This is a genomic window from Aeromonas sp. sif0611 (genome assembly GCF_019218845.1).
Lineage (GTDB): Bacteria > Pseudomonadota > Gammaproteobacteria > Enterobacterales > Aeromonadaceae > Aeromonas > Aeromonas media.
Map to the genome: position 1 here is coordinate 291,831 of NZ_JAHUWU010000002.1, position 24,701 is coordinate 316,531.

The window sequence follows — 24,701 nt, forward strand, 5'->3', positions numbered from 1 at the left end:
GACTACTCCATCCTACTGCTTGGTGACCGGGGTCTGATTGGCCTGTGTGGTCGTGGTGTTGCCGGTACGCTCAGCGGGCGCCACCACGGCACCGGGTTTGACCTTCTGCAAACCGGCCACTATCACCTTCTCGCCGGCATCGAGGCCGGACTCCACCACCCAGCTGTCGCCAACCACGCGGCTGAGCTGCACTTCCCGCAGCTCGACCTTGTTGTCCGCGGTCACCACCATGACGGTGGCCCCGCCTTTCGGCGTGCGGGTCACGGCGGTCTGGGGCACCAGCAGGCCTTCTGGGCGCTCGCCCTCCTGCAGGGTGGCGCGCATGAACATGCCTGGCAGCAGCAGATCATGGGGATTCGGGACCAGGACCCGCAGCGTCACCATGCCGGTGGTCTCGTCCACGGTCACGTCGGAGAACTGCAAGGTCCCCTGCTCGCCGTACTGGCTGCCATCTTCCAGCTGGAAGCTGACCTTGGCGCCATCCTGTTTGCCTTGGGTCAGCTTGCCGGCGGCGACCTGACGCTTGAGGCGCAACAGATCGGCGGTGGACTGACGCACATCCACGTACATGGGATCGAGCTGCGAGATGGAGGTGAGGCTGTCCGCCTGCTGGGCGGTGACCAGGGCACCCTCGGTCACCGCAGACTTGCCGATGCGGCCGCTGATGGGGGCCGTGATCCGGGTATAGGCCAGGTTGATGTTGGCGCTCTGCAGGGCGGCCTTGGCGGCCCCGATCTCAGCAACCTGCTGCTTCCAGGCCGCGTCGGCGTCGTCATACTCCTGACGGCTGATGGCTTTCACCTTCACCAGCTCGGCATAACGCTGGGCCTTGAGGCGGGCGCTCTGCTCGTTGGCCTGCGCCTTGGCCAGATTGGCCTTGGCACTGGCAACGGCGGCCTGATAGACGGCGGGATCGATCTGGTACAGCAACTGGCCAGCCTTGACGTCGCTGCCCTCGGTGAACAGGCGCTTGAGGATGATGCCATTCACCTGGGGGCGCACCTCGGCCACCCGCAGGGGGGCGGTGCGGCCGGTGAGCTCGGACATGAGTTGCAGCGGTGCGGCATGGAGCGTGACCACGTCCACGGCAGCGGGCGGCATCTCGCCCGCCCCTTGCCCGGCCTCGCCCTTGTCGCCACAACCAGCCAGCAGGCCGCTTGCCAACAAGGCAAGGCCCACCGAACGTGCGAGAATGTGTTTATGCATGGAGTTTCTGAGCCTCTGTTTCAAACAAAAAAAATCACAAAACCACAGGGTTTATGGGGTCCCTGTTGGTAAAACTGCGAAGATGAGGCAATATACATACATTCATAAATGTATGTAAGTAACTTTTTCCCCTTTTAACAGGTACGGATCCGATGGCCAGAAGAACCAAAGAAGAGGCGCAGCAGACCCGCTGCCACATCATGGGCACGGCCCTGAATCTGTTCTGCCAACAGGGATTGGCGAAGACCAACCTGACCGACATCGCCAAGGCGGCAGACCTGACCCGGGGTGCCATCTACTGGCACTTCAAGAACAAGGAGGAGCTGTTCGTCACCCTGTGGGAGGAGCTGTGCGCCCCCCTCTCCCACCAGATAGACGCCTGTGTGGATGAGCAGGAGCAGGATCCCCTCGGCAAGCTGCGCGGCTTCCTCAAGGAGGTGATGTACAAGATCAGCACCGAACCCGCTCACCAGCAGATGTTCACCATCATCTTCAACCTGGAGCCTCTGGAGGGGGAGGCCGAGGCCCTGAGGGATCACATGCGCCTGCAATCCATCAACTTCTTCCGGGATCTGGAGATCACCCTGGCCAATGCCGTGCGCCTCGGCCATCTGCCCAAAGAGCTGGATCTGCGGCGCGCCGCCACCCTGCTGCACTGCACCCTGGATGGTTACATCGTCAACTGGCTGCATTTCCCGGAGCGCATCGACCTGATTAAGGAGGCCGACTTCCTGCTCGACACCCTGTTCGGCCTGCTCGCCAACCCCTCTCCCTCACTCTTGCGCCGCCCCTGATGGCGCTGATGCCACTCAGGGCCATAGAGGGTCATCAGCAGATCTGAACAGCAGGGGGCAAATTTGCTAGAGTAGCCGCCCACCTTAGAGACGAGCCCTATGCCACTGCCACAGTCACCCGCCCAAAGCGCTGCCCCGCTGGCGCCCCGCCCCGCCCTCATCGGCCAGGCCCACTCCCCCTTCCTGGCCCGCCTGCAACCCGGTGCCCACCTGCTGGAAGCCGGCTGCGGTGCGGGGGAGGATCTGCACCATTTTCGGGAACTGGGGTTCATGGTCACCGCCTTCGATGCCAGCCTGAACCAGGCCAGCGCCGCCTCGCGCCTGTGCGGCCAGCCGGTGCGGGTCTGTCGCTTCGAGCAGATGCACAACGTGCTGCCCTATGACGGCGTCTGGGCCAGCGGCTCGCTGCCCTGCCTCACCGAGGATGAGCTAGCCCCCGCCCTGATGCACCTCGCCGGCCTGCTCAAACCCCAGGGGCCCCTCTACTGCTCCTTCCCCTATGGCGAGAATGAACCCGGCAGCCCCTTGCCCCTCTCACAGGACGAATACCCGCTGCTGACCCGGCTCGATGAGGCACGGTTGCAGCAGCTGATCGCCCTCCTGCCGTTTGAGCTGCATCAGAGCTGGTGCAGTGACGATGCAGTGCACGGCCGCTGGCTCCATGCCCTGCTGATCCGCGACCCCAATCCCGCCACAATCAATCAATATCGCGGCCGTCGATCCAGACAGGGTGCCCGACGCGATTCAGCATCCAGATAACAATATTTAACTCTGAGTTAACCAGGTGATGGCAGACAAGATGCGGCATTTGTGTTAAAAAGCGGCATTAAAATCAAGATTAAATAACAAAACAGACACCAACACCTGGATTCCCCCATGAAACTCGTCCTCAATCTGATTGCCGGCATCCTCGCCGGTCTCCTGCTCGGCCTCTATGCCCCGGAATGGGTCGCACGGGTGCTGTTCACGGCCAAGACAGTGATAGGTCAGCTGATCACCTTCACCATTCCGCTCATCATCCTGTTCTTCATCATGAGCGGCATCGCCAGCCTGCCGAAGAACTCCGGCAAGCTGCTCGGCAAGACGGTCGCCCTCTCCTACTGCTCCACCATACTGGCGGGCCTGTTCGCCTTCACGGTGGCGAGCCAGCTGATCCCGCAGCTGACCACCGCCGCCGAGCCCACGGCGCAAGCCGCCATCAAGCTCAGCTCCTACATCAGCCTCGAGATCCCGCCGCTGTTCGGGGTGATGTCGGCGCTGGCCGCCGCCTTCGTGTTCGGTATCGGCATCAGCGCCACCCAGGCCACCGACCTGCGCCGGGTCGCCGATCAGGGCCGTGACATTATTGACCGCCTGCTGGCCCGCGTGATCATCCCGCTGCTGCCCTTCTACATCGCGGGCGTCTTCGTCGAGATGACGGTGGAAGGCACCGTGTTCGCCACTCTCAAGACCTTTGGCGTGGTGCTGGTGATGGCCATCGTCATGCACTGGCTCTGGCTCAGCCTGCTCTTCATCGGCACCGGGCTGGCGCTGGGTCGCTCCCCCGCCATGCTCATCAAGAACATGCTGCCCGCCTACTTCACCGCGCTTGGCACCATGTCCAGCGCCGCCACCATCCCGGTGGCCCTGCAGGCCAGCAAGAACAACGGCGTGAGCGACGGCATCGCCAACTTCACCGTGCCCCTGTGCGCCACCATTCACCTCTGTGGCTCCACAATCACCCTGGTGACCTGCGCCACCGCGGTGATGTTCCTCTCCGAGCACCTGGCCATACCGGGCTATGGCACCATGCTGCCCTTCATCATGATGCTCGGCGTCATCATGATTGCGGCGCCGGGCGCCCCCGGCGGCGGCGTCATGTCGGCGCTCGGCCTGCTCACCTCCATGCTCGGCTTCGGTGAGGCCTCCATCGCCCTGATGATCGCCCTCTACCTGGCCCAGGACAGCTTCGGCACTGCCTGCAACGTCACCGGGGATGGCGTCATCGCCCTGTGGGCCGACCGCTTCGCCCAGAGCGAAGCGCCCCTGGCCGCACCGGAGCGTGACGCCGCCTGAGGGCCTGCACCACAATAAAAAAACGGGAGCCACTGGCTCCCGTTTTTGTTGATGCACCGTCGATGAAGGCAGGTTCAGCCCCGGCGCCGAATCACCCCTTCCTGCATGGTGCTCGCCACCAGCACGCCGTCGCGGGTGAAGAACTGGCCGCGTACCAGACCGCGCCCACCGCTGGCACTCGGGCTGTCTACCACGTAGAGCAGCCAGTCATCGAGCCGGAACTCCCGGTGGAACCACATGGAGTGATCTATGGTGGCCACCTGCATGTCCGGCTCCCAGTACGACACCCCGTGGGGCTGCAGGGCGGCAAACAGGAAGTGGAAGTCGGAGGCATAGGCGAGCAGGTAGTTGTGGACCCGCTGATCGTCCGGCACCGGGCCGTTGGCCTTGAACCAGGTGTAGCGCAGTGGCTCGTGCACATCCGGGCGAATGGGATCGACCAGGGTCACGGGGCGGATTTCGATGGGCTTCTCGCACAGGATCTTGTCCCGCAGGGCCGCCGGGATCATCTGCTCGTAGGGGCGCACCAGCTCCAGCTCGCTCTTGAGCTGCTCGGGGGGCGTGATGCCTTCGGGCATCTGAGCCTGATGCTCGAAGCCTTCGGCCTCCACCTGGAAGGAGGCGTTGAGGTAGAAGATGGGTTTGCCATTCTGAATGGCCTTGACCCGACGGGTGGAGACGGTCTGGCCGTCGCGGATGTTCTCCACGTCGTAGACGATGGGCTTGTTGGCATCCCCCGGGCGCAGGAAGTAGGAGTGACAGCTGTGGACCTGGCGATCGAGGGCGACCGTCTGCTTGGCGGCTGACAAGGCCTGCCCCATTACCTGTCCGCCAAACACGGATCGCAACCCGAGATCCTGGCTCTGGCCCCGAAACAGGCCCTCCTCGATCTTCTCAAGCGCCAGCAGTGCCAGCAGCTCATCCAGTACCTTGCTCATTATTATCTCCTTTATCAGTGCCGCAAAGGCTAACAAGGAGACCGTGCCGAGGCAACCTCCCTCTCTCAGTGGGTCGTGCCGCCACCGATCGCCAGGTCCTGCTCGTGATTCAGTGCCGCGTCTAGGCCGACCGTCAGTCCCTGCACTATCTGGGTCAGGCTCATCGAGGGGGCCCCCGCCGGCTGGCGCGCCGCCTGCTCTGGCAGATAGGGGATGTGCAGGAAGCCGCCCCGGCAGCACAATCCGTCCCGGTCAATCCTATGCATCAGGCCGTAGAACAGATGGTTGCAGACATAGGTCCCGGCGCTGTAGGAGACGGCGGCGGGCAACCCCGCCTCACGCAGTGCCAGCACCATAGCCTTGATGGGCAGGGTAGTGAAATAGGCCGCGGGGCCATCCGCCACTATGGGCCTGTCAATGGGCTGAGCCCCGGCGTTATCCGGGATGCGGGCGTCATCCAGATTGATGGCGACCCGCTCCAGACTGAGTTCGCTGCGCCCCCCCGCCTGACCCACCGCCAGCACCAGCACGGGCTGGTGCTGTGTCAGTTCGGCCTCCAGCTCCGCCAGGGCCAGGTCGAAGACGCAGCTCAGTCGCACCGCCCGGATCAGATGCTGTTCACCGAGGTGCTGGCCATCGAGTCCCCTGACCGCCTCCCAGGACGGGTTGAGCGGCTCGCCACCGAAGGGCTCGAAACCGGTCAGTAAAATGGTCTTCATTATCATATCCTTCTGTGTTGTTTCGGCATGCGGCCGTTCACGCCCCCCCCCCCCCACAACAATACTCATGAGCCTGAGGAGACGAGGCCTCCCGAGTGGGTGGCCCTCGTCATGACGCATTAACGAAACGCCAGGAAGTACATCAGCAATATGTTGCAGCCAAGCATCAGGATGGCGGTGGGGATCTGTACCAGGATGACCTGATACTTATTGTCCAGCTCGAGCAGGGCGGCGGGCACTATGTTGTAGTTCGCCCCCATGGGGGTCATCAGGGTACCGCAATAACCGGAGAGCATGCCAATGGCGACGACGGCGGCGGGGTTGCCGTGGGCCCCCATGATGAGGAAGGGGATGGCGATACCTGCCGTCATCACGGGGAAGGCCGCGAAGGCATTGCCCATGATCATGGTGAACAGCGCCATGCCGACACAGTAGATGGTCACCATCAAGAACAGATTGTCGGGGGTGACAAACAGATTCACCACCTCCTTCACCGACTCCCCCGTCTGGGCGACCACGAAGACCCCGCCCAACATGGCGAGCATCTGCGGCAGGATCGCGGCCCAACCGATGGAGTCCACCAACCGTCTCGATTCACGCACCGCCTGCAGAGGGGTGCCACCGGTCAGCCTCCAGCCCAGCAGCAGAGCCGCCAGCGTCCCTATGGCCAGGGAGGTCAGGGTGATGTTCTTCTGATCCAGCACGAAGTAATCCCCCAGGGTGGCATGCCCCAGCAGTACTGTGCTGAGCACGGTCGCCACCGGGATCATGACGGCGGGCAGGAACAGACGGTTGCCCAGTTTGCTCGCCGAGCCTTGCCGCTCGGCATCGCTGCGCTGGGAGTAACGCCCCATCGCCAGCTGACCCGTCCCGGCCAGCAGGGCGATCAGGATCACCAGTACCCCTACTATCCGGTAGGCGATCTGGTTGCCGAGCTGGCTGACCAGCAGGTCGCCGAACAGGAAGATGGCGCCGAAGCAGAACCAGAACAGGGCCGTCGTATACCGCTTGCGATTATGCCTGTCCGAGAGGGTCATGCCGACCTGCAGCATGACGATGAGACCGATGAGGTAGTAGATATCGTTGATGGTGATCAGACTGTTCATCATGCACGCTCCAGCACGGCTTGTTCATTGGCCCTGGTCTGTTCACCCGACTGCCAGACGGCCACGTCGCGGGCGATGCTGGCATCGAGCCTGAGCAGGCGTCCCATGTGGATCAGCAACGCACACAGGGCGGTCGGTATGCCCCACAAGCCGATGTAGAGGGGCTCGACCTGGGTGATGCCGTTCTCCTGGAGGAAGGCACTCATCAGCAGGACGGCGCCGAAGGCGAGGAAGATGTCTTCACCGAAGAAGACCGCCACGTTGTCACAGGCAGCAGCATGGGCCCGGATCTTGTCACGAATGTGTTTGGGCAAGTCACCATGACTATGCACCGCGGCTCCCTCCGTCATGGGGGCGATCAGCGGACGCACCGTCTGGGCATGGCCCCCCAGACTCAGCAAGCCCAACATGGCCGTGCCCTGGCGCAACACGAAATAGAGCATCAGGATGCGGGCCGAGGTGGCCTTGCGGATGCCGGCGATCCAGCTCTGTGCCCGCTCCTTGAGGCCGTAACGCTCCAGCAGGCCGATCACTGGCAGGATCAGAATGAGGGTGGCCAATTGCCGACTGTTGAGGAACTTCTCACCGAAGGTCTCCAGCAGCCCGGTCAGGGACATGCCGGTCGCCAGACCGGTCGCCAACCCCGCCGCCGTCACCACCAGCAGCGGGTTGAACCTGAGCGCAAACCCCAGCACCACCACGGGGATCCCGATCAGTGGCAATAACAGACTTCCATCCATGCAATCCTCTCCATTCCATGTGAATGCCACCGCGGTGGCGTGAAATTGACCTCTTCAATGAGGCCTTATCGATATGCCATTCGAAACCAAGGCCTCGTGCAGGCGCCTCGCAAAGGCGACGGCATGGACGCCATCTCCGTGCAGGCAGATGCTCTGGGGAGCCAGCGTCAGCCGCTGTCCGTCCAGGGTCTCCACCTCTCCCCGCGTCACCAGGCGCAGGGTCTGGCTCAGCGCCCTGGCCTCATCCTCGATGACGGCGCCAGGCTGGCCCCGCGGCGCCAGGGAGCCATCGGCCAGATAGGCGCGATCGGCAAAGACTTCCTCGATGGAGGTCAGACCATGGCGCCGGGCGGCGGCGATCAGCTCGCTGCCCGCCAGCCCCATCAGCTTGAGGGAGGGATCCAGGCTGGCGACGGCGCTGGCGATGGCATCGGCCAGGGCCCCGTCCCGGGCGGCCTGGTTGTAAAGCGCGCCATGGGGTTTGACATGGGCCAGCCGGCCCCCGGCCGCCTTGGCCAGCGCGGCCAGGGCCCCCACCTGATAGAGCACGTCGGCATAGACCTTCGCCGGCTCTCGTACCATGGGCGCCCGTCCGAAGTGCTCCCGATCCGGGAAGCTGGGATGAGCGCCGATGGCCACCCCTCTGTCCAGGGCCAGCCGGACCGTCTCGCCCATCAGGGACGCATCCCCGGCGTGCCAGCCACAGGCGATGTTGGCCGAGCTGACAAACGCCAGCAGCGCGGCATCCGAATCACAGCCCTCGCCCACGTCGGCGTTGAGGTCAATCTGTCTGTCCATAAGCCATCCATTCAAAACGATTGAGGTGCCGTTGCCATTCGTGCCGCGCCGCCAGGGCTTGCTCCCGCGTCACGGGGGAGAAGCGCAGCCGCGCTCCCGGCCGCAACTGGGCCAGCTTCCAGAGATCGGCCTCGATGACGCAGCCGATGCGCGGATAACCTCCCGTGGTCTGGGCATCGGCCAGCAGCACTATGGGCTGGCCACCGGGAGGCACCTGAATGACGCCGGGCAGGACCCCGTGAGAGGCCAGCTCCCGTCCACGGCTGCGAACCAGCGTTGGCCCGTCGAGGCGCACGCCCATGCGGTTGCTCGCGGGATTGAGTCGCCACTCCCCCTGCCAGAGCGCCGCCACGGCGGCCGGTTCGAACTCGTCAAATTCGGGGCCGGGCAAGACGCGCAGGCAGGCGTCCGACTCACGTAGCCAGGCGCCGAGGGGACCGTCATGGCTCAGCGGCGCCCCCAGGGGCAGGCGATCACCGGTTTGCAAGGCCCGGCCCTGATGACCACCGAAAGCGGCCTGCAACTCGGTGGCACGCGACCCCATCACAGGGGGCACGGCCACGCCGCCATCCAGGGCGAGGTAGGTGCGCATGCCATGGCGGGGGGCCGACAACCGCAGGCGCTGGCCGCGGCGCACCCGCCAGCGCCAGCCGTGCCAGACAGCCTCACCGTCCAGGGTGGCGGCGCAGTCGGCACCGGTCAGCGCCAGCCAACCATCGCGCAGGAAACCGAACTCGGCAGCCCCCAGCACCAGCTCTATCCCCGCCGCCCCGGCGGGATTGCCCACCAGGCGGTTCGCCAGGATCAACGCCTCCCTGTCAAGGGCGCCTCCCAGGGCGATGCCGAGATGGCGCACACCGGGGCGACCGAGGTCCAGGACAGTGCTCTGGAGCCCGGGACGAATGACCTCTAGCATGGGGAGCCTCCCAGGGGGACGAAGCGCACCCTGTCGCCGGGCAGCAGATAGGAGGGCTCGTCACGAGCCGGATCGAACAGCGCCAGATCCGTGCGGCCGATGAGCTGCCAGCCGCCGGGGCTGGCCGCCGGATAGATGCCGGTCTGAGCCCCACCTATGCCGACGCTGCCGGCGGGGACCTTCAGCCTTGGCTCCTTGCGCCGTGGGACCGCCAGCCCCGCTGCCAATCCCCCCAGATAGGCGAAACCGGGCTGGAAACCGAGGAAGTAGACCCGGTAATCGCCGCCGCTGTGGCGCGCCACCAGCTCGGCCGGCGTCAGGCCACAATGCCGGGCGGCCTCCTCCAGATCGGGCCCCCATTCGCCGCCGTAGTGTACCGGGATCTCCCGCTCCCGCGGGTGGTAGTCAAGCTCCTCGCCCTGATGCCACAGCTCGGTCAGTCGCCGCTGCAGACGGGCAAGACTCGTCACCTCGGGATCAAACACCAGGGTAAGGTTGTTCATCCCCGGCACTATCTCCTCCAAGGGATCGCCCCCTTCCCCCTCGCGCAGTCGATCCGCCAGCCACCAGACTCGCCGCTGGCCGATCAGATCGCCCCCGAGGTCCGTCTCCAACACCAGGGCCCGCTCTCCCAGCGGGTAGAAGCGACACTCACTCGATCCCATACAGCCTCCGACAACGAAACATAGCATTAACATACAACAAACATATCAACAAAACATCGATAATTTATCTACAATAAGCCATCGTAGGGAACACAAGCCGTGTCTCCGGCATCTCATCAAGAAAGGAGTCTCCATGACCAAGCCCCCCTCCATCGTTTCATCGGCCCACCTCGTCTCGGCCCAGGCCCCCGCGCTCTCGGAGTTGGAGTTCGGCCTGACCGTGCTCAACAACTCGTTCCACCGCTGGGTCGTGCGCTGCATGGGGGCCGCCGGGGAGAAGGGGCTGACCGCGCTGGAGGTGCTGCTCATCCACCACATCAACCACCGGGATCGCCCCAAGCGGCTGGCGGACATCTGCTTCGTGCTCAATATCGAGGACACCCATGTCGCCACCTATGCCCTGAAGAAGCTGGTGACCCTGGGCTATGCGGAGCGCACCAAGGTGGGCAAGGAGGTGCATTTCAGCACCACGCCGGCCGGGGCCACCCTGTGCCGCCAATACAGCGAGATCCGCGAGCAGTGCCTGATCCAGGTGATAGTGGAGAGCGGGCTGGCCGGGGCGAACACCTCGGCGGCGGAGATAGCGCAGCAGTTGCGCCTGTTTGCCAGTCTTTATGATCAGGCGTCACGCGCCGCCGCCTCCCTGTAGCTGCTGAGACCCAAACAAAAAGAGCCTGCCCCTTGCGGGGCAGGCTCTTTCAAGGCAATGGCAGGAATTACTTGCTGCCGGTGCCGGAGTTGCGGGTCGAGGCTTGCGGCTTGCGGCGGGCCGTGGTGCTGCGAGCGCGCGGCTCCATGCCCTGCATGTCCTTGTGACGCTTGACGGCGCGGCGGATCTGGGCGGCCTGCTTGTGGCGGGTACTCTTGCCATCCTGCTGCAGGTCGACCTTGGACTCGGTCTCGTTGGGCAGGTTGACCAGGCCGCGCAGGTAGTTCACCTCGGGGAGCTTGAGCTCCTGCCAGCCACCGCGGGGGATGCCGCGATCCAGAGTGACGTCACCGTAGCGAATACGCATCAGGCGGCTCACCTGCACTTCTTGGGATTCCCACAGGCGGCGCACTTCACGGTTGCGACCCTCGGTCAGGGTGACGTTGAACCACTGGTTCAGCCCTTCACCGCCGGCCGGCTTGATCTTGTTGAACTTGGCCATGCCGTCTTCCAGCTGCACACCCTTGCGCAGGCGCTGCAGCATGGCTTCGGTGATCTCGCCAAAGACGCGCACCGCGTATTCCCGCTCCACTTCGTGGCTCGGGTGCATCAGCCGGTTGGCCAGCTCACCGTCGGTGGTGAACAGCAAGAGGCCGGAGGTGTTGACGTCGAGGCGACCCACCGCAATCCAGCGGGCCCCGTCCATCTTGGGCAGACGATCAAACACGGTGGGGCGACCTTCCGGATCGTGACGGGTACACATCTCCCCTTCGGGTTTGTGGTACGCCAGCACGCGGCAGATCTGCTCTTCCGCCGCACGGGTCTTGACCTGGTGACCATCCACCCGGATCACGGCGTTCACTTCGACGCGATCCCCCAGCATGGCGACCTTGCCATCCACGCTGACCCGACCTGCGGTGATCAGGGCCTCCATCTCACGACGGGAGCCTTGACCCGCGCGGGCCAATACTTTTTGCAGTTTTTCACTCATCGGGTTTACCTGATTGTTGATCGCTGCCCGCTGACATAGCGGACAACATTGACTCCTGTGACGCGCCCTCGGGCATCGTCACCACGTTCATTCTCAAGACGGCCTGCCGCTTATTGACCGTCGCTCCCCTCGCCCAGCATGACCGGCAAGGGGGAGTGCAGTTCGGGATCCAGCTCGGGGAGCTGCTCCAGACTCTGCAGATTGAAATAGTCCAGAAACTCTCGGGTGGTGGCGAGCAGCTCGGGGCGACCCACCACCTCCTTGTGACCTATGCTGCGCACCCAACCGCGCTCTTTCAGGGTATTGATGATCTGGCTCGATACCGCCACCCCGCGGATGGCTTCTATCTCGGCCCGGGTGATGGGCTGACGATAGGCAATCAGAGTCAGGGTTTCCAACACGGCGCGGGAATAGCGGGGCGCCCGTTCGCTCCACAGGCGCGACAGCTCCTCGGCATACTCCTGGCGGGCCTGGAAGCGCCAGCCGGAGGCGACCTCCTTGAGCTCCACCCCCCGCTCGCTGTAGTCCTGCCTGAGCTCCGCCAGCAGCAGCTGCACATAGCGGCTGGTGACAGGGTAATCCGCCAGCACGCCGCTTTTCAGCTCGCTGACATTGAGCGGACGACCGGCCACGAACAGCGCCGCCTCGATCAGGGTCTTCAGCCGTTCAGCTGGCAGCGCCATGACGCATCCCTCCCTGAGTCAGGGTCTTGAGTCGTTCAGTGGGCAGCGCCACGGTTACCCTCCTCGCCCTGCTCGGCCAATGCAAAATGGATGGGCCCCAGCGGCTCGGCCTGCAGGATCCAGATAAGCTGCTCCTTGCACAGCTCCAGCAGGGCCAGGAAGGTCACCAGCACCCCCATGCGCCCCTCTTCGGCCCGCAGCACCTGCTCCAGCCGCAGGGTCTGGCCCAGAGACAACATGGCGAGGATCTCCGCCATGCGCACCCGGGTCGGGATCTGCTCGCGGCGGATCTGGTGATGTTCAAAATGAGTCGCGCGTTTTACCACACTTTGCATGTAAAGGGCGAGCTCAACCAGCGAAACATCGGGAGCCAGCGGCTTCAAAGCGCCAAAATCCGGTGGCAGGGCGGTGGCGATGAAGATCTCCCGCTCCAGCCTCGGCAAGGCGTTGACGCGCTCTGCGCCCAGCTTGAAGCGCTCGTACTCCTGCAGCCGGCGGATCAGGGTGACGCGGGGGTCTTCCCCCTCCTCTTCGTCTTCCAGCTCCGGGGCCTTGGGCAGCAGCAGGCGGGATTTTATCTCCGCGAGCCAGGCCGCCATCAGCAGGTATTCCGCCGCCAGCTCCAGATTGAGCCCCTGCATCAGCTCCACGTACTCCATGTACTGGGCGGTGATCTGCAGGATAGGCAGGTTCAGGATGTCGAGCTGCTGACGCCGGATGAGGTAGAGCAGCAGATCCAGCGGCCCCTCGAAGGTGTCGAGAAACACCTCGAGCGCATCGGGCGGAATAAACAAATCCTGGGGCAGCTCATGGTAGGGCTGCCCCAGCACTTTCGCGATGGGCGGGGGAAGCAGTACCTCCCCCATCGCACCCGGTGCGATCATCGTCTCGGGTACGGGCTCGGCAGTATCACTCAAACGGCGTCGGATCCCCGGCACCGCGACGGCGCAGCACGGGCTCGTCGTCGGAGAAGTCCACCACAGTAGTGGGTTGCTCACCCAGATAGCCGCCGTTGACCACCAGATCCAGTTGCTTGCCGAGCTTGTCGAAGATCTCTTCCGGGTCGAACTCCGCCATCTCGGAGCCCGGCAGGATCAGGGTGGTGGAGAGCAGCGGCTCACCGAGCGCCTCGAGCAATGCGAGCGCTATATTGTTGGCGGGCACCCGGATGCCGATGGTCTTCTTCTTCTCGTTCATGAGGCGGCGCGGCACCTCCTTGGTGGCCTTGAAGATGAAGGTGTAGGGCCCTGGGGTGTTGTTCTTGACCAGCCGGAATGCGGTGTTGTCCACCTTGGCGTAGGTGGAGATCTCCGAGAGATCCCGGCACACCAGGGTGAAGTCGTGGTTCGGCTCGATGCGGCGGATGCGGCAGATGCGCTCAAGCGCATCCTTGTTGCCCATCTGGCAGCCCAGGGCGTAACCGGAGTCGGTAGGATAGACGATGACGCCGCCGTTTTGCAGGATCTGCACCGCCTGACCGATGAGGCGAACCTGGGGATTGTCCGGGTGTACGTAAAAATGCTGACTCATATGCTCTTCTCGCGATAGGGGCACACCGGGTGCCCGCTTCATGGTCACGGGCCCCTTGGCCCATGACACTACCTTACCCTGTTTGGCACAGACTCGCCCGCACCAAAGATGCTGGCCCGCCCATTGTGCTCAGCGGCTGGCCAACAGGCTGGCATGCTGCTCCTGGCTGAGCCCAAAGTGATCGGGGTGTCCGAGCCAGAGCGGCATGCCCTCCTTGGGCAGCCACAGATGGCGGCCCAGCTCGGTCCAGTTGGAGGGGAAGTGAAAATCGGACCCCACCGAGATGTAGAGGTCGTGATCCTTGGCCCACTGACCGAGGTTGGCCCGCTCCTGGGGGCTCTGCTGGGGCAGGGAGACCTCCATGGCATCGCCACCGGCCGCCTTGAAGGCCACCAGCAGCCGCTTGATCCACTTGGTGGTGAGATCGTAACGGCTGGGGTGGGCCAGCACCGCCAGCCCGCCCGCGGCATGAATGGCGGCGATGGCCTCCCCCATCTCGGGCCACTCGGCGGGCACATAGCCCTTGTTGCCCCGGCTCAGGTACTTCTTGAATACCTTTTGCATGTTGTCGGCCACCCCGCGCGCCACCAGCACCCGGGCAAAATGGGCACGGGTCACGGCGGCGTCACCGGCGAGCTGCTTGGCCTCTTCATAGGTGCCAGGGATGAGGCACTTCTCCAGACGGCGCCCTATTTCCTGGGCGCGCGCCTCGCGGCGGGCCCGCTGACCGGCCAGGAAGGTGACCAGCTGCGGATTTTTTTCATCTACTCCGAGCGCCACTATGTGGATCTCGTGGTGCTCCCACCCGGTGGAGATCTCGACCCCGCTCACCAGTCGCAGCGGCAACTGTTCGTTCTGGATCGTCTGACGGACTTCATCAAGCCCGTCAAGGGTATCGTGGTCAGTGACCGCTAACACCTCCACCCCTTTCTCGGCGGCGCGGCGCACCAGCTCGGCAGGGCTCAGCACGCCATCCGAGGCCGTGGTATGACAGTGAAGATCGAATCTCATCGGCGTGTTTCGCTCTTGTTTGGGACCTGCCTGGAAAAGGCCGGCAAAAAAGCGACTTGACTTGGCCGCGGCTTTATCGTTTTCTGTAGGCACTTCATTGCAAACATCTTTTTACAGGACTTTATCATGCAAACGACTTCCATCCTGACCATCTGGTGGTGGCACACTCCCTGACATGCGGGCGTGTGGTCGTTGCTGTACCTGTAATCTGACAGCAAATTAAGAACCCAAAGAAAAAGCCCGCTGACCCCAGCGGGCTTTTTTATTATCCGGCAAATGGACCTGTGATGAAACCGACAATTCAGACAAGTGCACTGACATGGCGATGGCGAACTCGCTGACGTGACGAAACCCCCATCCCAATTCGAGAGAAACGCCATGACCATCGGTTACACACAACACATGCAAGGGAAGGCATTATGACAGGCAACAAGACCCGGTTACCCCTGGGCGAATTCGATACCATCAGGCTCAATGCCCCTTATGTGACAGATCCCCTGGCGCTCTACACCCGACTCTGCCAGGACAGCCCCAACAACCTGCTGCTGGAATCGGTGGAGATCGACTCCAAGGCCGGTACCCAGAGCCTGCTGCTGGTGGATGCCTGCCTGCGCATCGAATGCCGTGGCCGCACAGTGCGGGTCCGTGCCCTCACCAGCAACGGCGTCCAGTTGCAGCGCCTGCTCGAGCAGCGCCTGAGCGCCGTCATCACCCAGACCCGAGTGGCGGACGAGCTGCAACTCGACTTCCCGGCCTCCGACCGCACCCTTGACGAAGACAGCCGCCTCAAGGGCAGCAGCGTGCTGGACGTGCTGCGCACCCTGCAGCGGGAGCTGCAATGCCAGCAGGGCAAAGAGGCGCTCTTCATGGGAGGCAGCTTCGCCTACGACCTGATCGCCTCCTTTGAAGAGTTGCCAGAAGTGCCTGAAGGGAGCAACGACTGCCCCGACTACTGCTTCTATGTGGCCGAGACCCTGATCACCATCGATCACATCAAGCAGAGCACGGCCCTGCTGGCCTGCCTCTTTGGCGGCGAGCAGGACGAGAGCCAGCTCGATGAGCGTTACGCCCAGTTGACCGCACGCCTCGAGGCCTTCAAGCAGGCCTGCCAACAGCCGCAACCGGGGGCTCAGGGCGCCAAGCCGCTCACCGGCAACCTCCATATCGACAAGAGCGACAAGCAGTTCTGCGCCGAAGTGGAAAAACTCAAAGGCTTTATCCGCCGTGGCGACATCTTCCAGGTGGTGCCGTCCCGCAGCTTCTCCCTCCCCTGCCCCGACCCGCTGGCTGCCTATCGCCGCCTCAAGCAGACCAACCCCAGCCCCTACATGTTCTATGTGCAGGATGAGGGCTTCACCCTGTTTGGCGCCTCCCCGGAGAGCGCGGTCAAATTCTGCGCCGCCAGCCGCCAGGTAGAGATGTACCCCATCGCCGGCACCCGCCGCCGTGGCCTCAACCCCGATGGCAGCATCAATCTGGATCTCGACGGTCGCATCGAGCTCGAGCTGCGCCAGGACGAGAAAGAGGTGGCCGAACACCTGATGCTGGTGGATCTCGGTCGCAATGACATCGCCCGCATCTCCGAGCCCGGCACCCGCTACGTGAAGGATCTGCTCAAAGTGGATCGCTACAGCCACGTGATGCACCTGGTCTCCCGGGTGGTGGGCACCCTTCGCTCAGACCTTGATGCCCTGCACGCCTATCAGGCCTGCATGAACATGGGCACCCTGACCGGCGCCCCCAAGCTGCGGGCCAGCGAGCTTATCCGCATGGTGGAAGGCAAGCGCCGTGGCAGCTACGGCGGCGCCGTCGGCTACCTCAACGGCGCGGGGGAGATGGACACCTGCATCGTCATCCGCTCCGCCTTCGTGAAAGCGGGTCTGGCCCATGTCCAGGCCGGTGCCGGCGTGGTCTATGACTCCAAGCCCCAGGCCGAAGCGGATGAGACCCGCGCCAAGGCGGCCGCCGTGCTGGCCGCCATCGCCGCCAGCCATGGCACCTCCCTGCAAGCCCTGAGCGCCCAGCAGGAGCAACATAAGGACGTGAGCCATGACTAACATCTTCCTGCTCGACAACTTCGACTCGTTTACCTACAACCTCGTCGACCAGTTCCGCACCCTGGGCTATCCGGTGCGCATCTACCGCAACAGCCTGCCGGCGAGCCGCATCATGCAGGAGATAGAAGCCTGCGACGGTGACGCCGTGCTGGTGCTCTCCCCGGGGCCGGGCGCTCCCCACGAGGCGGGTTGCCTGATTGACCTCATCAAGCTGGCCCGCGGCCAGGTGCCCATCCTTGGCATCTGCCTCGGTCATCAGGCCCTGTGCGAAGCCTACGGCGGCACCGTCGGGGCGGCCGGGGAAATCGTCCACGGCAAGCGCTCGCTGATTGAGCACAACGGCCACGGCGCCTTCGCGGGGCTCCCGAGCCCGCTGCCGGTGGCCCGCTACCACTCCCTGGTGGCGACCTATGTACCGGAGGAGCTGCAGGTGATTGCCCACTATCAGGGCATGCCCATGGCCATAGAGCAACGGGACGAGCGGGTGCTGGGCTTCCAGTTCCACCCGGAATCCATCATGACCTCGGAAGGGGCCCGCCTGCTGACCCAGGCCCTCGCCCACATCACCCGTCCAGAAAGCCACGTGCGGTAAGGAGACCCCATGCATCATCATCTCAACACCCTCTATCAGGGGCAGTCTCTCACCCGCGACGCCGCCCGCGACGCCTTCGGCCAGGTAGTCCGTGGCGAAGTGGATCCCATCGTCCTCGCCAGTCTCCTGACTGCCCTCAAGATCAAGGGGGAGACCCCGGAGGAGATCGCCGGCGCCGCCGAGGCCCTCTTGGCTGAAGCGCGCGACTTCCCGCGCCCGGACTATGCGTTCTGTGACATCGTCGGCACAGGTGGCGATGGCCTCAATACCATCAACGTCTCCACCACCTCGGCACTGGTGGCCGCCGCCTGCGGCCTGAAAGTGGCCAAGCACGGCAACCGCTCCGTCTCGAGCAAGTCGGGTTCCAGCGATCTGCTGGACAAGATGGGCATCAAGCTCGACATGAGCCCGGCCCAGGCTCGCCGCTGTCTGGACGAGCTCGGCATCTGCTTCCTGTTCGCCCCCCAGTACCACGCCGGGGTGCGCCACGCCATGCCGGTGCGCCAGGCCTTGAAAACCAGGACGCTATTTAACGTCCTGGGGCCGCTTATCAACCCGGCCCGCCCCAGCTACCAGCTGATGGGAGTCTATGCCCCCGAGCTGGTGCGTCCCATCGCCGAAACCCTGCTGGCACTGGGGCTGAAAACCGGTATGGTGGTACACGGCGCCGGGCTGGACGAAGTGGCCATTCACGGTCCGACCCAGGTGGCCGAGATCCGTGACGGCGAAATTCGCGAATACCTGCTCACCCCGGCCGACTTTGGCCTCGAGACCTACCCGGTCAGCGCCATTCAAGGGGGGGAGCCGGAAGAGAACCGTGCCATCACGGACGCCATCCTGGCAGGGGAAGGCACAGCGGCCCACAACGCCGCCATCGCCGCCAACGTGGCGCCGCTCCTGGTGATGGCGGGCAAGGCCCCGGACTTCAAGCAGGCGGCCGCACAGGTGCTGGCCAAGCTTTCAAGCGGTGAAACCCGCATGCTTGCCCAGGCCCTAGCCACCCTGAGCCATCAGGAGGCATGATGTCAGTCAGTACTCACGGCAGCCAACAAGGCAGTACCACTCTTAGCAAGGATATCGAGATGCTCGACCCCCTCTCTTCCCCCGATGCCTTCCTGAATCGGGCTTCCATCAACCAGACCATTCTCGGCAAAATCGTGGCCGCCAAGCAGGAGTGGGTCGCGGCCCGCAAGCTGGCCCAGCCCCTGGAGAGCTTCCAGAACGCCCTGGTGCCAAGCGATCGGGACTTCGAGGGCGACCTGCGGGCAGGCTCCACCCGCTTCATTCTCGAATGCAAGAAGGCCTCCCCCTCCAAGGGCTTGATCCGCGACGACTTCAGCCCTGAGGCCATCGCCGACATCTATGGCAACTACGCCACCGCCATCTCTGTGCTGACGGACGAGCAGTTCTTCCAGGGGGATTTTGCCTTCCTGCCCAGGGTGCGTGGCCGGGTCAAGCAGCCGGTGCTGTGCAAGGACTTCATGATTGACCCCTACCAGGTCTATCTGGCCCGCCACTATCAGGCAGACGCCATCCTGCTGATGCTCTCCGTGCTCACCGACGAGGGTTATCGCGCCCTGTTCAAGGTGGCGAAAGAGTTGGGCCTCGGGGTGCTCACCGAGGTGAGCAACGCGGAGGAGCGGGATCGCGCCATCGCCCTGGGGGCGCCGGTTATCGGCATCAATAACCGGGATCTGCGGGATTTGAGCGTCGATCTCGCACGCACCAAACAGCTGGCGGCCGAGATCCCCGCCGATCGGGTGGTCATCAGCGAGTCCGGCATCAACCACCGCGCCCAGGTGGCGGATCTTCGCGCCCATGCCAAGGGCTTCCTGGTGGGCTCCTCCCTGATGAGCGAGCCGGATCTGGAGGCCGCGGTGCGCAAGCTTGTCCTGGGTCAGAACAAGGTGTGCGGCCTCACTCGCCCCGAAGATGCCGCCGCAGCCCATCAGGCGGGTGCCGTGTTCGGTGGCCTGATTTTTGTGGCCAAGAGCCCGCGCTACGTGGACATTCCCGCCGCCCGCGCCGTGATGGCGGGCGCGCCGCTTAGCTTTGTCGGGGTATTTCGCAATGCCCAGCCCCAGACCATCGCCAAGACGGTGGAGGCCCTGAACCTCGCGGCCGTGCAACTGCATGGGGACGAAGACGCCGCCTATATTGAGACCCTGCGCCCCCTGCTGCCGGCGGGCTGCCAGCTCTGGAAGGCGGTCGGCATCACAAGCGGCGAGCCGCTGCCTGCCCTCGACTACCAGGTGGATCGCCTGCTGCTCGATACGAAAGTGGGCAGCCAGAGCGGTGGCACCGGTCAGGCGTTCGACTGGGCTCTGCTGGCCAATCTCGATAAAGCCAGGCTGATGCTGGCGGGGGGGCTCAACCCCGACAACGCCCTCGAGGCCGCCCAGGTGGGCTGTGTGGGCCTCGATTTCAACTCCGGGGTGGAGAGTGCCCCGGGCCAGAAGGATGCGCACAAGCTGGCGGCGGCCTTTGCCGCTCTGCGAACCCTCTAGTGACATGTACCAAATTAATGAACTGCGTTTGCCTATAAGCACAAGGAATAATGTATGACCCTGCTCAATCCGTTTTTCGGTGAATTTGGTGGTATGTATGTGCCCCAGATCCTCATCCCCGCCCTGCTCCAGCTGGAGAAGGCCTTCGTCGATGCCAAGGATGACCCGGCCTTCGTTGCCGAGTTTCAGGAACTCTTGACCGAGTATGCCGGGCGCCCGACGCCGCTCACCCTCACCCGCAATCTGACCAAGGGAACCAAGACCCGGCTTTACCTCAAGCGTGAAGATCTGCTGCACGGCGGCGCCCACAAGACCAACCAGGTGCTGGGCCAGGCCCTGCTCGCCAAGCGCATGGGCAAGAGCGAGATCATCGCCGAGACCGGCGCCGGCCAGCACGGCGTCGCCACTGCCCTGGCCTGCGCCCTGCTCGGCCTCAAGTGCCGGGTCTATATGGGGGCCAAGGATTGCGAGCGCCAGAAGCCGAACGTGTTTCGTATGAAACTGATGGGCGCCACCGTCATTCCGGTGCACTCGGGCTCATCCACCCTCAAAGATGCCTGCAACGAGGCGCTGCGTGACTGGGCTGCCAACTACGACAGCGCCCACTACCTGCTCGGCACCGCCGCCGGCCCCCACCCCTTCCCCACAATCGTGCGGGAGTTCCAGAAGATGATCGGGGAAGAGGCCAAGGCCCAGTGCTTCGAGAAGGAAGAGCGCTTGCCCGACGCCGTGATCGCCTGCGTCGGCGGCGGCTCCAATGCCATCGGCATGTTTGCCGACTTCATCGATGAGCCTTCGGTGCGCCTTATCGGGGTCGAGCCCGGTGGTCACGGCATCGAGAGCGGCGAGCACGGTGCACCGCTCGGTCACGGCAGCAAGGGGGTCTTCTTTGGCATGCACTCCTACCTGATGCAGGACAAGCAGGGACAGATTCAGGAGTCCTACTCCGTCTCGGCGGGGCTGGACTTCCCCTCCGTCGGCCCCCAGCACGCCCACCTGGCCTCCATCGGCCGCGCCGAGTATGTCTCCGTCACCGACAAGGAGGCGCTGGACGCCTTCCAGGAGCTGGCCAAATCAGAAGGGATCATACCGGCGCTGGAGTCCTCCCACGCCCTGGCCCATGCCCTCAAGATGGCCCGCAGTGAACCCGAGAAAGAGCAGGTGCTCATCGTCAACCTCTCCGGCCGTGGCGACAAAGACATCTTCACCGTTGCCGACATTTTCGAGAAAGAAGGAACCCTGTCATGAATCGCTACGCACAACTCTTCTCCCGTCTGGATGCCGCCAATCAGGGCGCCTTCGTGCCGTTCGTGATGCTGGGTGACCCCACCCCCGAATTGTCTCTGGCCATCGTCGATGCCCTGGTCGAAGGGGGCGCCGATGCCCTCGAGCTCGGCATTCCCTTCTCCGATCCGGTGGCGGACGGCCCCACCATTCAGGGTGCCGCCCTGCGGGCCTTTGCCAGTCACACCACTCCGGATGACTGCTTCGGCCTGCTCGCCCGCATCCGCGCCAAGTACCCGGAACTCCCCATTGGCCTGCTGGTCTACGCGAACCTGGTCTATGTGCGCCACATCGACGGCTTCTACGAGAAGTGCCAGCAGGCTGGCGTGGACTCCGTGCTGGTGGCGGACGTGCCGGTGCAGATGTGCGCCCCCTACAAGGCGGCGGCCGACAAGTTCGGTATCGACAGCATCTTTATCGCCCCGCCCAACGGCGACGCCGAGACCCTGAAACAGGTGGCGGAACTTGGCAGCGGTTACACCTATCTGGTGAGCCGCGCCGGTGTGACCGGTGCCGAGACCAAGGCCGGCATGCCGGTGGATGGCCTCATCAACACACTGCGCGAGTTCAAGGCCCCCCCCGCCCTGCTCGGCTTTGGCATCAGTGAACCGGCTCAGGTGCGTGAGGCCATCAAGGCTGGCGCCGCCGGCGCCATCTCGGGTTCCGCCGTGGTGAAGATCATCGAGACCCACCACAAGAACCCGGAGCATATGCTCACTCGCCTGAAAGAGTTTGTGGAAGGGATGAAGGCTGCGACCAATAAGTAGGGGCAGGCATAGGGTCACATGCCGTTGACCCTGACCAGCCAGCCAGCCAGCCAGCCAGCCAGCCAGCCAGCCAGCCAGCCAGCCAGCCAGCCAGCCAGCCAGCCAGCCAGCATAATGGGAGCCCACTTGGGCTCCCTTTTCTATTTATCTCTCTTGCTTCCTACATCTTTGTCCTCTCCCTCCGGGAGAGGGCCAGGGTGAGGGAACACATAATTCCCCAGCGTTATCGAATCGTAGGTTCGAATAGGGTCGCGTATTCGGACGTTCGCGGAGTTGATGTGGTGGCGTGGCTTCGCCACGCAGTGGCACTCCGTAGGAGTGCAATAAGCGCAGCGCATTGCACCGCAGGAAATCGTCCGTTCCACGACGGCAGACTCTAGCCGGATGCCCGAGCCAGCGGCTGGCCCCTTGATGCGGCTTCGCCGCATGGGACGCGAGGGTCCTGCCCTCGATGGGGTTTCGCCCGCCCTTCGGGCTGAGGCGAGTGACTTTGGAAAGACCCAAAGTCACCAAAGGTCTTCTCCCCCGCTTATTCGCCCGACTGACGTCGGGTATCTTCGGCTCACCCTCTTGTCCAACGGCACGCGCCGATGGGCCTTTGGCCTCCGCCATCCATGGCTTAGCCCAAAGCCCGCTTCGAACATCCATGTTCTCGCGCAAAATCGGGTCGAGCTGTGCTCGCCCTTTCCGATTTTGCCCATGGTCCAGCGCCGCTCGCTCGGCGTCCTGCCTCGCGGCCTGGACAAGAGGACTCGCCTCAGCGAACAAGAGGGGGATCAACACTGTGCCAGCCCTCAGCTTCCGCCTAAACCGCTGATATGCCCCCTCTCCCCTTGGGAGAGGGTTGGGGTGAGGGAAATCTACTGCAACCCAACTTGCTCGCATTGAACACTACTGATGACTAATTTATTGATCCAACACAGATTCCCACCAAAACACGCTTCTCAACGCACCACCCGCCCCTTTAAGATACCCGAATGACAATCAACCTCTCGGAAGAACGCCATGACAGCGATTGTTGCAATCTCGCAGGTTAACAGCAGCGGACTGGGAGCTGTCACTCAGGGGCGGTAGCATTGTCTATGACAAATAGCATCGGCCAACACTTTTGGTCATGGCAACCACCTTGATAGCGAGTTTGTAAAATAGCAATAACAGAGCAAAAATAAAAATCTGACAGTATAACATTTGAATACTAGCAACACGCCACTAACATTACCCTAAACAAACCTTACATTTTTTATTAACATAATATAGAGTTAGGCGGCCTCACTATATAATTACGATCATCTTCCACCACAACCACATTAAAAGGAATTGAATTTGTTTAAAGTAGAATATTTAGTATTATTTGATGCCAATAAAACGCAATGTAAAACTGTCGCAGCTCTAAAAAATTTGCTACAAGCAGACTCAGACCTGTCTATTGAAAGGAATAAGGCCACTTTTAATAAGAAAAGCGCAGATCTAGTTGTTAAGCTAGGAAAGAACGATGACAAAGCTCACATTTATTTTAATGTAATCTTGAAATGTCACGAGGAAAGTGAGCTTGAATGGTTTTCCTCTCTTCTAAGATCTATAAGAGGCTCGCTATCGTTAATTACAAAATCCACTTATGTGGTCTGGGATGACCTAAGTCTTTTTTATAGTTCTCAAGCATATCCGCTGATATTTAACATTGAAAATCTGATGCGACAGGTGATCACAAAATTTATGCTCACAAATATAGGGCTAGGATGGACAAAAGAGAGGTTGCCTACAGATGTTCAGCAATCCGTAAATATCAATAATAAAGATACAAACTACTTATATAACGTTGACTTCATTCAACTCAAGAACTTTCTTTTTAGTGAAAACTACCCAAACCACAAAGACAGCTTAATCAATAAGTTTAAAACTGCAAAAGACTTATCTGAACTAAATATTGATGAGATAAGAGCACTAATACCAGAATCAAATTGGGATAGATATTTTAAACCCATAGTAGAATGCGATGCAGAATACCTAAAAAAGCGCTGGGATTTACTATATGAGCTCAGATGTCAAGTTGCACACAACAAAGACTTCACTAAGACATCCTTAGAAAATGTTAAAAAGCTAGTATCGGAATTAAGTCCAATTCTAGAGAGGGCTATATCTTCTCTAGATAGCATTGCCATCTCAGAAGATGAGAAAGATGCCGTATTTGAGAAGTTTTTAAGTAATTACAACGTTGAATTCTCAAAGTTTATGACTAGATTCCATAGGCTAGACAACGTACTCAATCTGATGTTAGAAGCATATGTTACAGGAGTTGATTCCTCACACAACATGCCAACAGTACAAAAAATTAGAATCCTGCATAATAATGGCGCCATCAATGATATTCAAGCTCGCACCATGAATATGGCCAGAGTGGTTAGGAATAAGCTAGTGCATCATGATTTCGATATAAACCATAATGATTTCATAGGCACACAAATGATGCTTGAAGAGCTTATCATTGAATTGGAATCGCACGTTAGCAAACGCATGAATTAAATGTTAATATAAATATAAACTGCAGTAAAACCACATTTCCGCCATGTATTGGTTTTGGTGATTAAGCTGGTATGCGACAGTTTCGGTATAAACAAAACATCAGGACACCCATCTTTCTGAACAAGACGTCATATAGCCAGAACACAAGGATTGGGTGTCCAAGTTTTTATTTT

At 61.9% G+C, this 24,701-nt stretch carries 24 protein-coding genes; 11 read left to right on the forward strand and 13 right to left on the reverse strand.

The genetic code is table 11. The features are described from left to right. Positions 1 to 12: 12 nt before the first annotated feature. A complete protein-coding gene (locus KW824_RS06230) occupies positions 13 to 1,206 on the reverse strand; it encodes an efflux RND transporter periplasmic adaptor subunit (protein ID WP_171273522.1) in 1,194 nt (397 codons plus the stop codon). 152 nt (positions 1,207 to 1,358) lie between these two features. Here KW824_RS06230 and KW824_RS06235 point away from each other — a divergent pair, with 152 nt between their 5' ends. From KW824_RS06235 to KW824_RS06245, 3 genes are all read left to right on the forward strand, one after another. Then, complete coding sequence (locus KW824_RS06235) at positions 1,359 to 2,000, forward strand: TetR family transcriptional regulator (RefSeq protein ID WP_218409284.1); 642 nt, start codon at positions 1,359 to 1,361, stop codon at positions 1,998 to 2,000. A 99-nt stretch (positions 2,001 to 2,099) separates the two neighbouring features. Then, the gene (locus KW824_RS06240) at positions 2,100 to 2,759 is read left to right on the forward strand and encodes a bifunctional 2-polyprenyl-6-hydroxyphenol methylase/3-demethylubiquinol 3-O-methyltransferase UbiG (protein ID WP_218409285.1); all 660 of its coding nucleotides are present in this window, start codon (positions 2,100 to 2,102) and stop codon (positions 2,757 to 2,759) included. Between the two features lie 117 nt (positions 2,760 to 2,876). Then, on the forward strand, positions 2,877 to 4,055 hold the full coding sequence (locus KW824_RS06245) for a dicarboxylate/amino acid:cation symporter (RefSeq protein ID WP_171273519.1): 1,179 nt from the start codon (positions 2,877 to 2,879) through the stop codon (positions 4,053 to 4,055). 74 nt (positions 4,056 to 4,129) lie between these two features. Here KW824_RS06245 and tesB read toward each other — a convergent pair whose 3' ends face one another. The 7 genes from tesB to pxpB all read right to left on the reverse strand — a co-directional run bounded on the left by tesB (position 4,130) and on the right by pxpB (position 9,937). Continuing rightward, positions 4,130 to 4,993, reverse strand: coding sequence for an acyl-CoA thioesterase II (gene tesB, locus KW824_RS06250; protein WP_005323471.1), 864 nt, complete (start codon positions 4,991 to 4,993; stop codon positions 4,130 to 4,132). Between the two features lie 65 nt (positions 4,994 to 5,058). Further along, positions 5,059 to 5,712, reverse strand: a complete 654-nt coding sequence (gene pcp / locus KW824_RS06255) for a pyroglutamyl-peptidase I (protein WP_218409286.1) — start codon at positions 5,710 to 5,712, stop codon at positions 5,059 to 5,061. Between the two features lie 119 nt (positions 5,713 to 5,831). Further along, positions 5,832 to 6,821 (reverse strand): DUF979 domain-containing protein, encoded by a 990-nt coding sequence (locus KW824_RS06260; protein WP_218409287.1) that lies wholly within the window; start codon positions 6,819 to 6,821, stop codon positions 5,832 to 5,834. Continuing rightward, entirely contained in the window at positions 6,818 to 7,558 is a 741-nt protein-coding gene (locus KW824_RS06265) for a DUF969 domain-containing protein (RefSeq protein ID WP_218409288.1), read from the reverse strand. The genes KW824_RS06260 and KW824_RS06265 overlap by 4 nt, the downstream gene beginning before the upstream one ends. A gap of 54 nt (positions 7,559 to 7,612) precedes the next feature. After that, entirely contained in the window at positions 7,613 to 8,356 is a 744-nt protein-coding gene (gene pxpA, locus KW824_RS06270; protein ID WP_218409289.1) for a 5-oxoprolinase subunit PxpA, read from the reverse strand. Continuing rightward, on the reverse strand, positions 8,340 to 9,272 hold the full coding sequence (locus KW824_RS06275; protein ID WP_218409290.1) for a biotin-dependent carboxyltransferase family protein: 933 nt from the start codon (positions 9,270 to 9,272) through the stop codon (positions 8,340 to 8,342). Before KW824_RS06275 ends, pxpA begins: the two co-directional genes overlap by 17 nt. After that, positions 9,266 to 9,937: a 5-oxoprolinase subunit PxpB gene (pxpB, locus tag KW824_RS06280; protein WP_218409291.1), complete on the reverse strand. Its 672-nt coding sequence runs from the start codon at positions 9,935 to 9,937 to the stop codon at positions 9,266 to 9,268. The genes KW824_RS06275 and pxpB overlap by 7 nt, the downstream gene beginning before the upstream one ends. Positions 9,938 to 10,070: 133 nt before the next feature. On the opposite strand from pxpB, the gene KW824_RS06285 reads away from it, so the two are divergent. After that, entirely contained in the window at positions 10,071 to 10,586 is a 516-nt protein-coding gene (locus KW824_RS06285) for a winged helix DNA-binding protein (protein ID WP_218409292.1), read from the forward strand. A 67-nt stretch (positions 10,587 to 10,653) separates the two neighbouring features. Here KW824_RS06285 and rluB read toward each other — a convergent pair whose 3' ends face one another. From rluB to KW824_RS06310, 5 genes are all read right to left on the reverse strand, one after another. After that, the gene (gene rluB, locus KW824_RS06290) at positions 10,654 to 11,577 is read right to left on the reverse strand and encodes a 23S rRNA pseudouridine(2605) synthase RluB (protein ID WP_139750970.1); all 924 of its coding nucleotides are present in this window, start codon (positions 11,575 to 11,577) and stop codon (positions 10,654 to 10,656) included. A 110-nt stretch (positions 11,578 to 11,687) separates the two neighbouring features. After that, positions 11,688 to 12,260, reverse strand: coding sequence for an SMC-Scp complex subunit ScpB (gene scpB, locus KW824_RS06295; RefSeq protein ID WP_005323473.1), 573 nt, complete (start codon positions 12,258 to 12,260; stop codon positions 11,688 to 11,690). 35 nt (positions 12,261 to 12,295) lie between these two features. After that, a complete protein-coding gene (locus tag KW824_RS06300; protein WP_218409293.1) occupies positions 12,296 to 13,177 on the reverse strand; it encodes a ScpA family protein in 882 nt (293 codons plus the stop codon). Then, complete coding sequence (locus KW824_RS06305; protein ID WP_005323475.1) at positions 13,170 to 13,790, reverse strand: L-threonylcarbamoyladenylate synthase; 621 nt, start codon at positions 13,788 to 13,790, stop codon at positions 13,170 to 13,172. Before KW824_RS06305 ends, KW824_RS06300 begins: the two co-directional genes overlap by 8 nt. Positions 13,791 to 13,919: 129 nt before the next feature. Then, positions 13,920 to 14,801 carry a PHP domain-containing protein gene (locus tag KW824_RS06310; protein WP_218409294.1) on the reverse strand — a complete coding sequence of 294 codons (882 nt, stop codon included), beginning with the start codon at positions 14,799 to 14,801 and terminating at the stop codon, positions 13,920 to 13,922. Positions 14,802 to 15,220: 419 nt separating this feature from the next. On the opposite strand from KW824_RS06310, the gene KW824_RS06315 reads away from it, so the two are divergent. From KW824_RS06315 to KW824_RS06345, 7 genes are all read left to right on the forward strand, one after another. Further along, positions 15,221 to 16,858, forward strand: coding sequence for an anthranilate synthase component 1 (locus KW824_RS06315; protein WP_218409295.1), 1,638 nt, complete (start codon positions 15,221 to 15,223; stop codon positions 16,856 to 16,858). Then, positions 16,851 to 17,450 (forward strand): aminodeoxychorismate/anthranilate synthase component II, encoded by a 600-nt coding sequence (locus KW824_RS06320; protein ID WP_218409296.1) that lies wholly within the window; start codon positions 16,851 to 16,853, stop codon positions 17,448 to 17,450. The genes KW824_RS06315 and KW824_RS06320 overlap by 8 nt, the downstream gene beginning before the upstream one ends. A 9-nt stretch (positions 17,451 to 17,459) precedes the next feature. Continuing rightward, positions 17,460 to 18,473 carry an anthranilate phosphoribosyltransferase gene (gene trpD, locus KW824_RS06325; RefSeq protein WP_218409297.1) on the forward strand — a complete coding sequence of 338 codons (1,014 nt, stop codon included), beginning with the start codon at positions 17,460 to 17,462 and terminating at the stop codon, positions 18,471 to 18,473. Then, positions 18,470 to 19,957, forward strand: a complete 1,488-nt coding sequence (trpCF, locus tag KW824_RS06330) for a bifunctional indole-3-glycerol-phosphate synthase TrpC/phosphoribosylanthranilate isomerase TrpF (protein ID WP_256351291.1) — start codon at positions 18,470 to 18,472, stop codon at positions 19,955 to 19,957. Before trpD ends, trpCF begins: the two co-directional genes overlap by 4 nt. A gap of 54 nt (positions 19,958 to 20,011) precedes the next feature. After that, on the forward strand, positions 20,012 to 21,205 hold the full coding sequence (trpB, locus tag KW824_RS06335; RefSeq protein ID WP_218409298.1) for a tryptophan synthase subunit beta: 1,194 nt from the start codon (positions 20,012 to 20,014) through the stop codon (positions 21,203 to 21,205). Continuing rightward, positions 21,202 to 22,008 carry a tryptophan synthase subunit alpha gene (gene trpA / locus KW824_RS06340; protein WP_218409299.1) on the forward strand — a complete coding sequence of 269 codons (807 nt, stop codon included), beginning with the start codon at positions 21,202 to 21,204 and terminating at the stop codon, positions 22,006 to 22,008. The genes trpB and trpA overlap by 4 nt, the downstream gene beginning before the upstream one ends. A 1,323-nt stretch (positions 22,009 to 23,331) precedes the next feature. Then, positions 23,332 to 24,528 carry a HEPN domain-containing protein gene (locus KW824_RS06345; RefSeq protein ID WP_218409300.1) on the forward strand — a complete coding sequence of 399 codons (1,197 nt, stop codon included), beginning with the start codon at positions 23,332 to 23,334 and terminating at the stop codon, positions 24,526 to 24,528. The last annotated feature ends 173 nt before the right edge of the window (positions 24,529 to 24,701 follow it).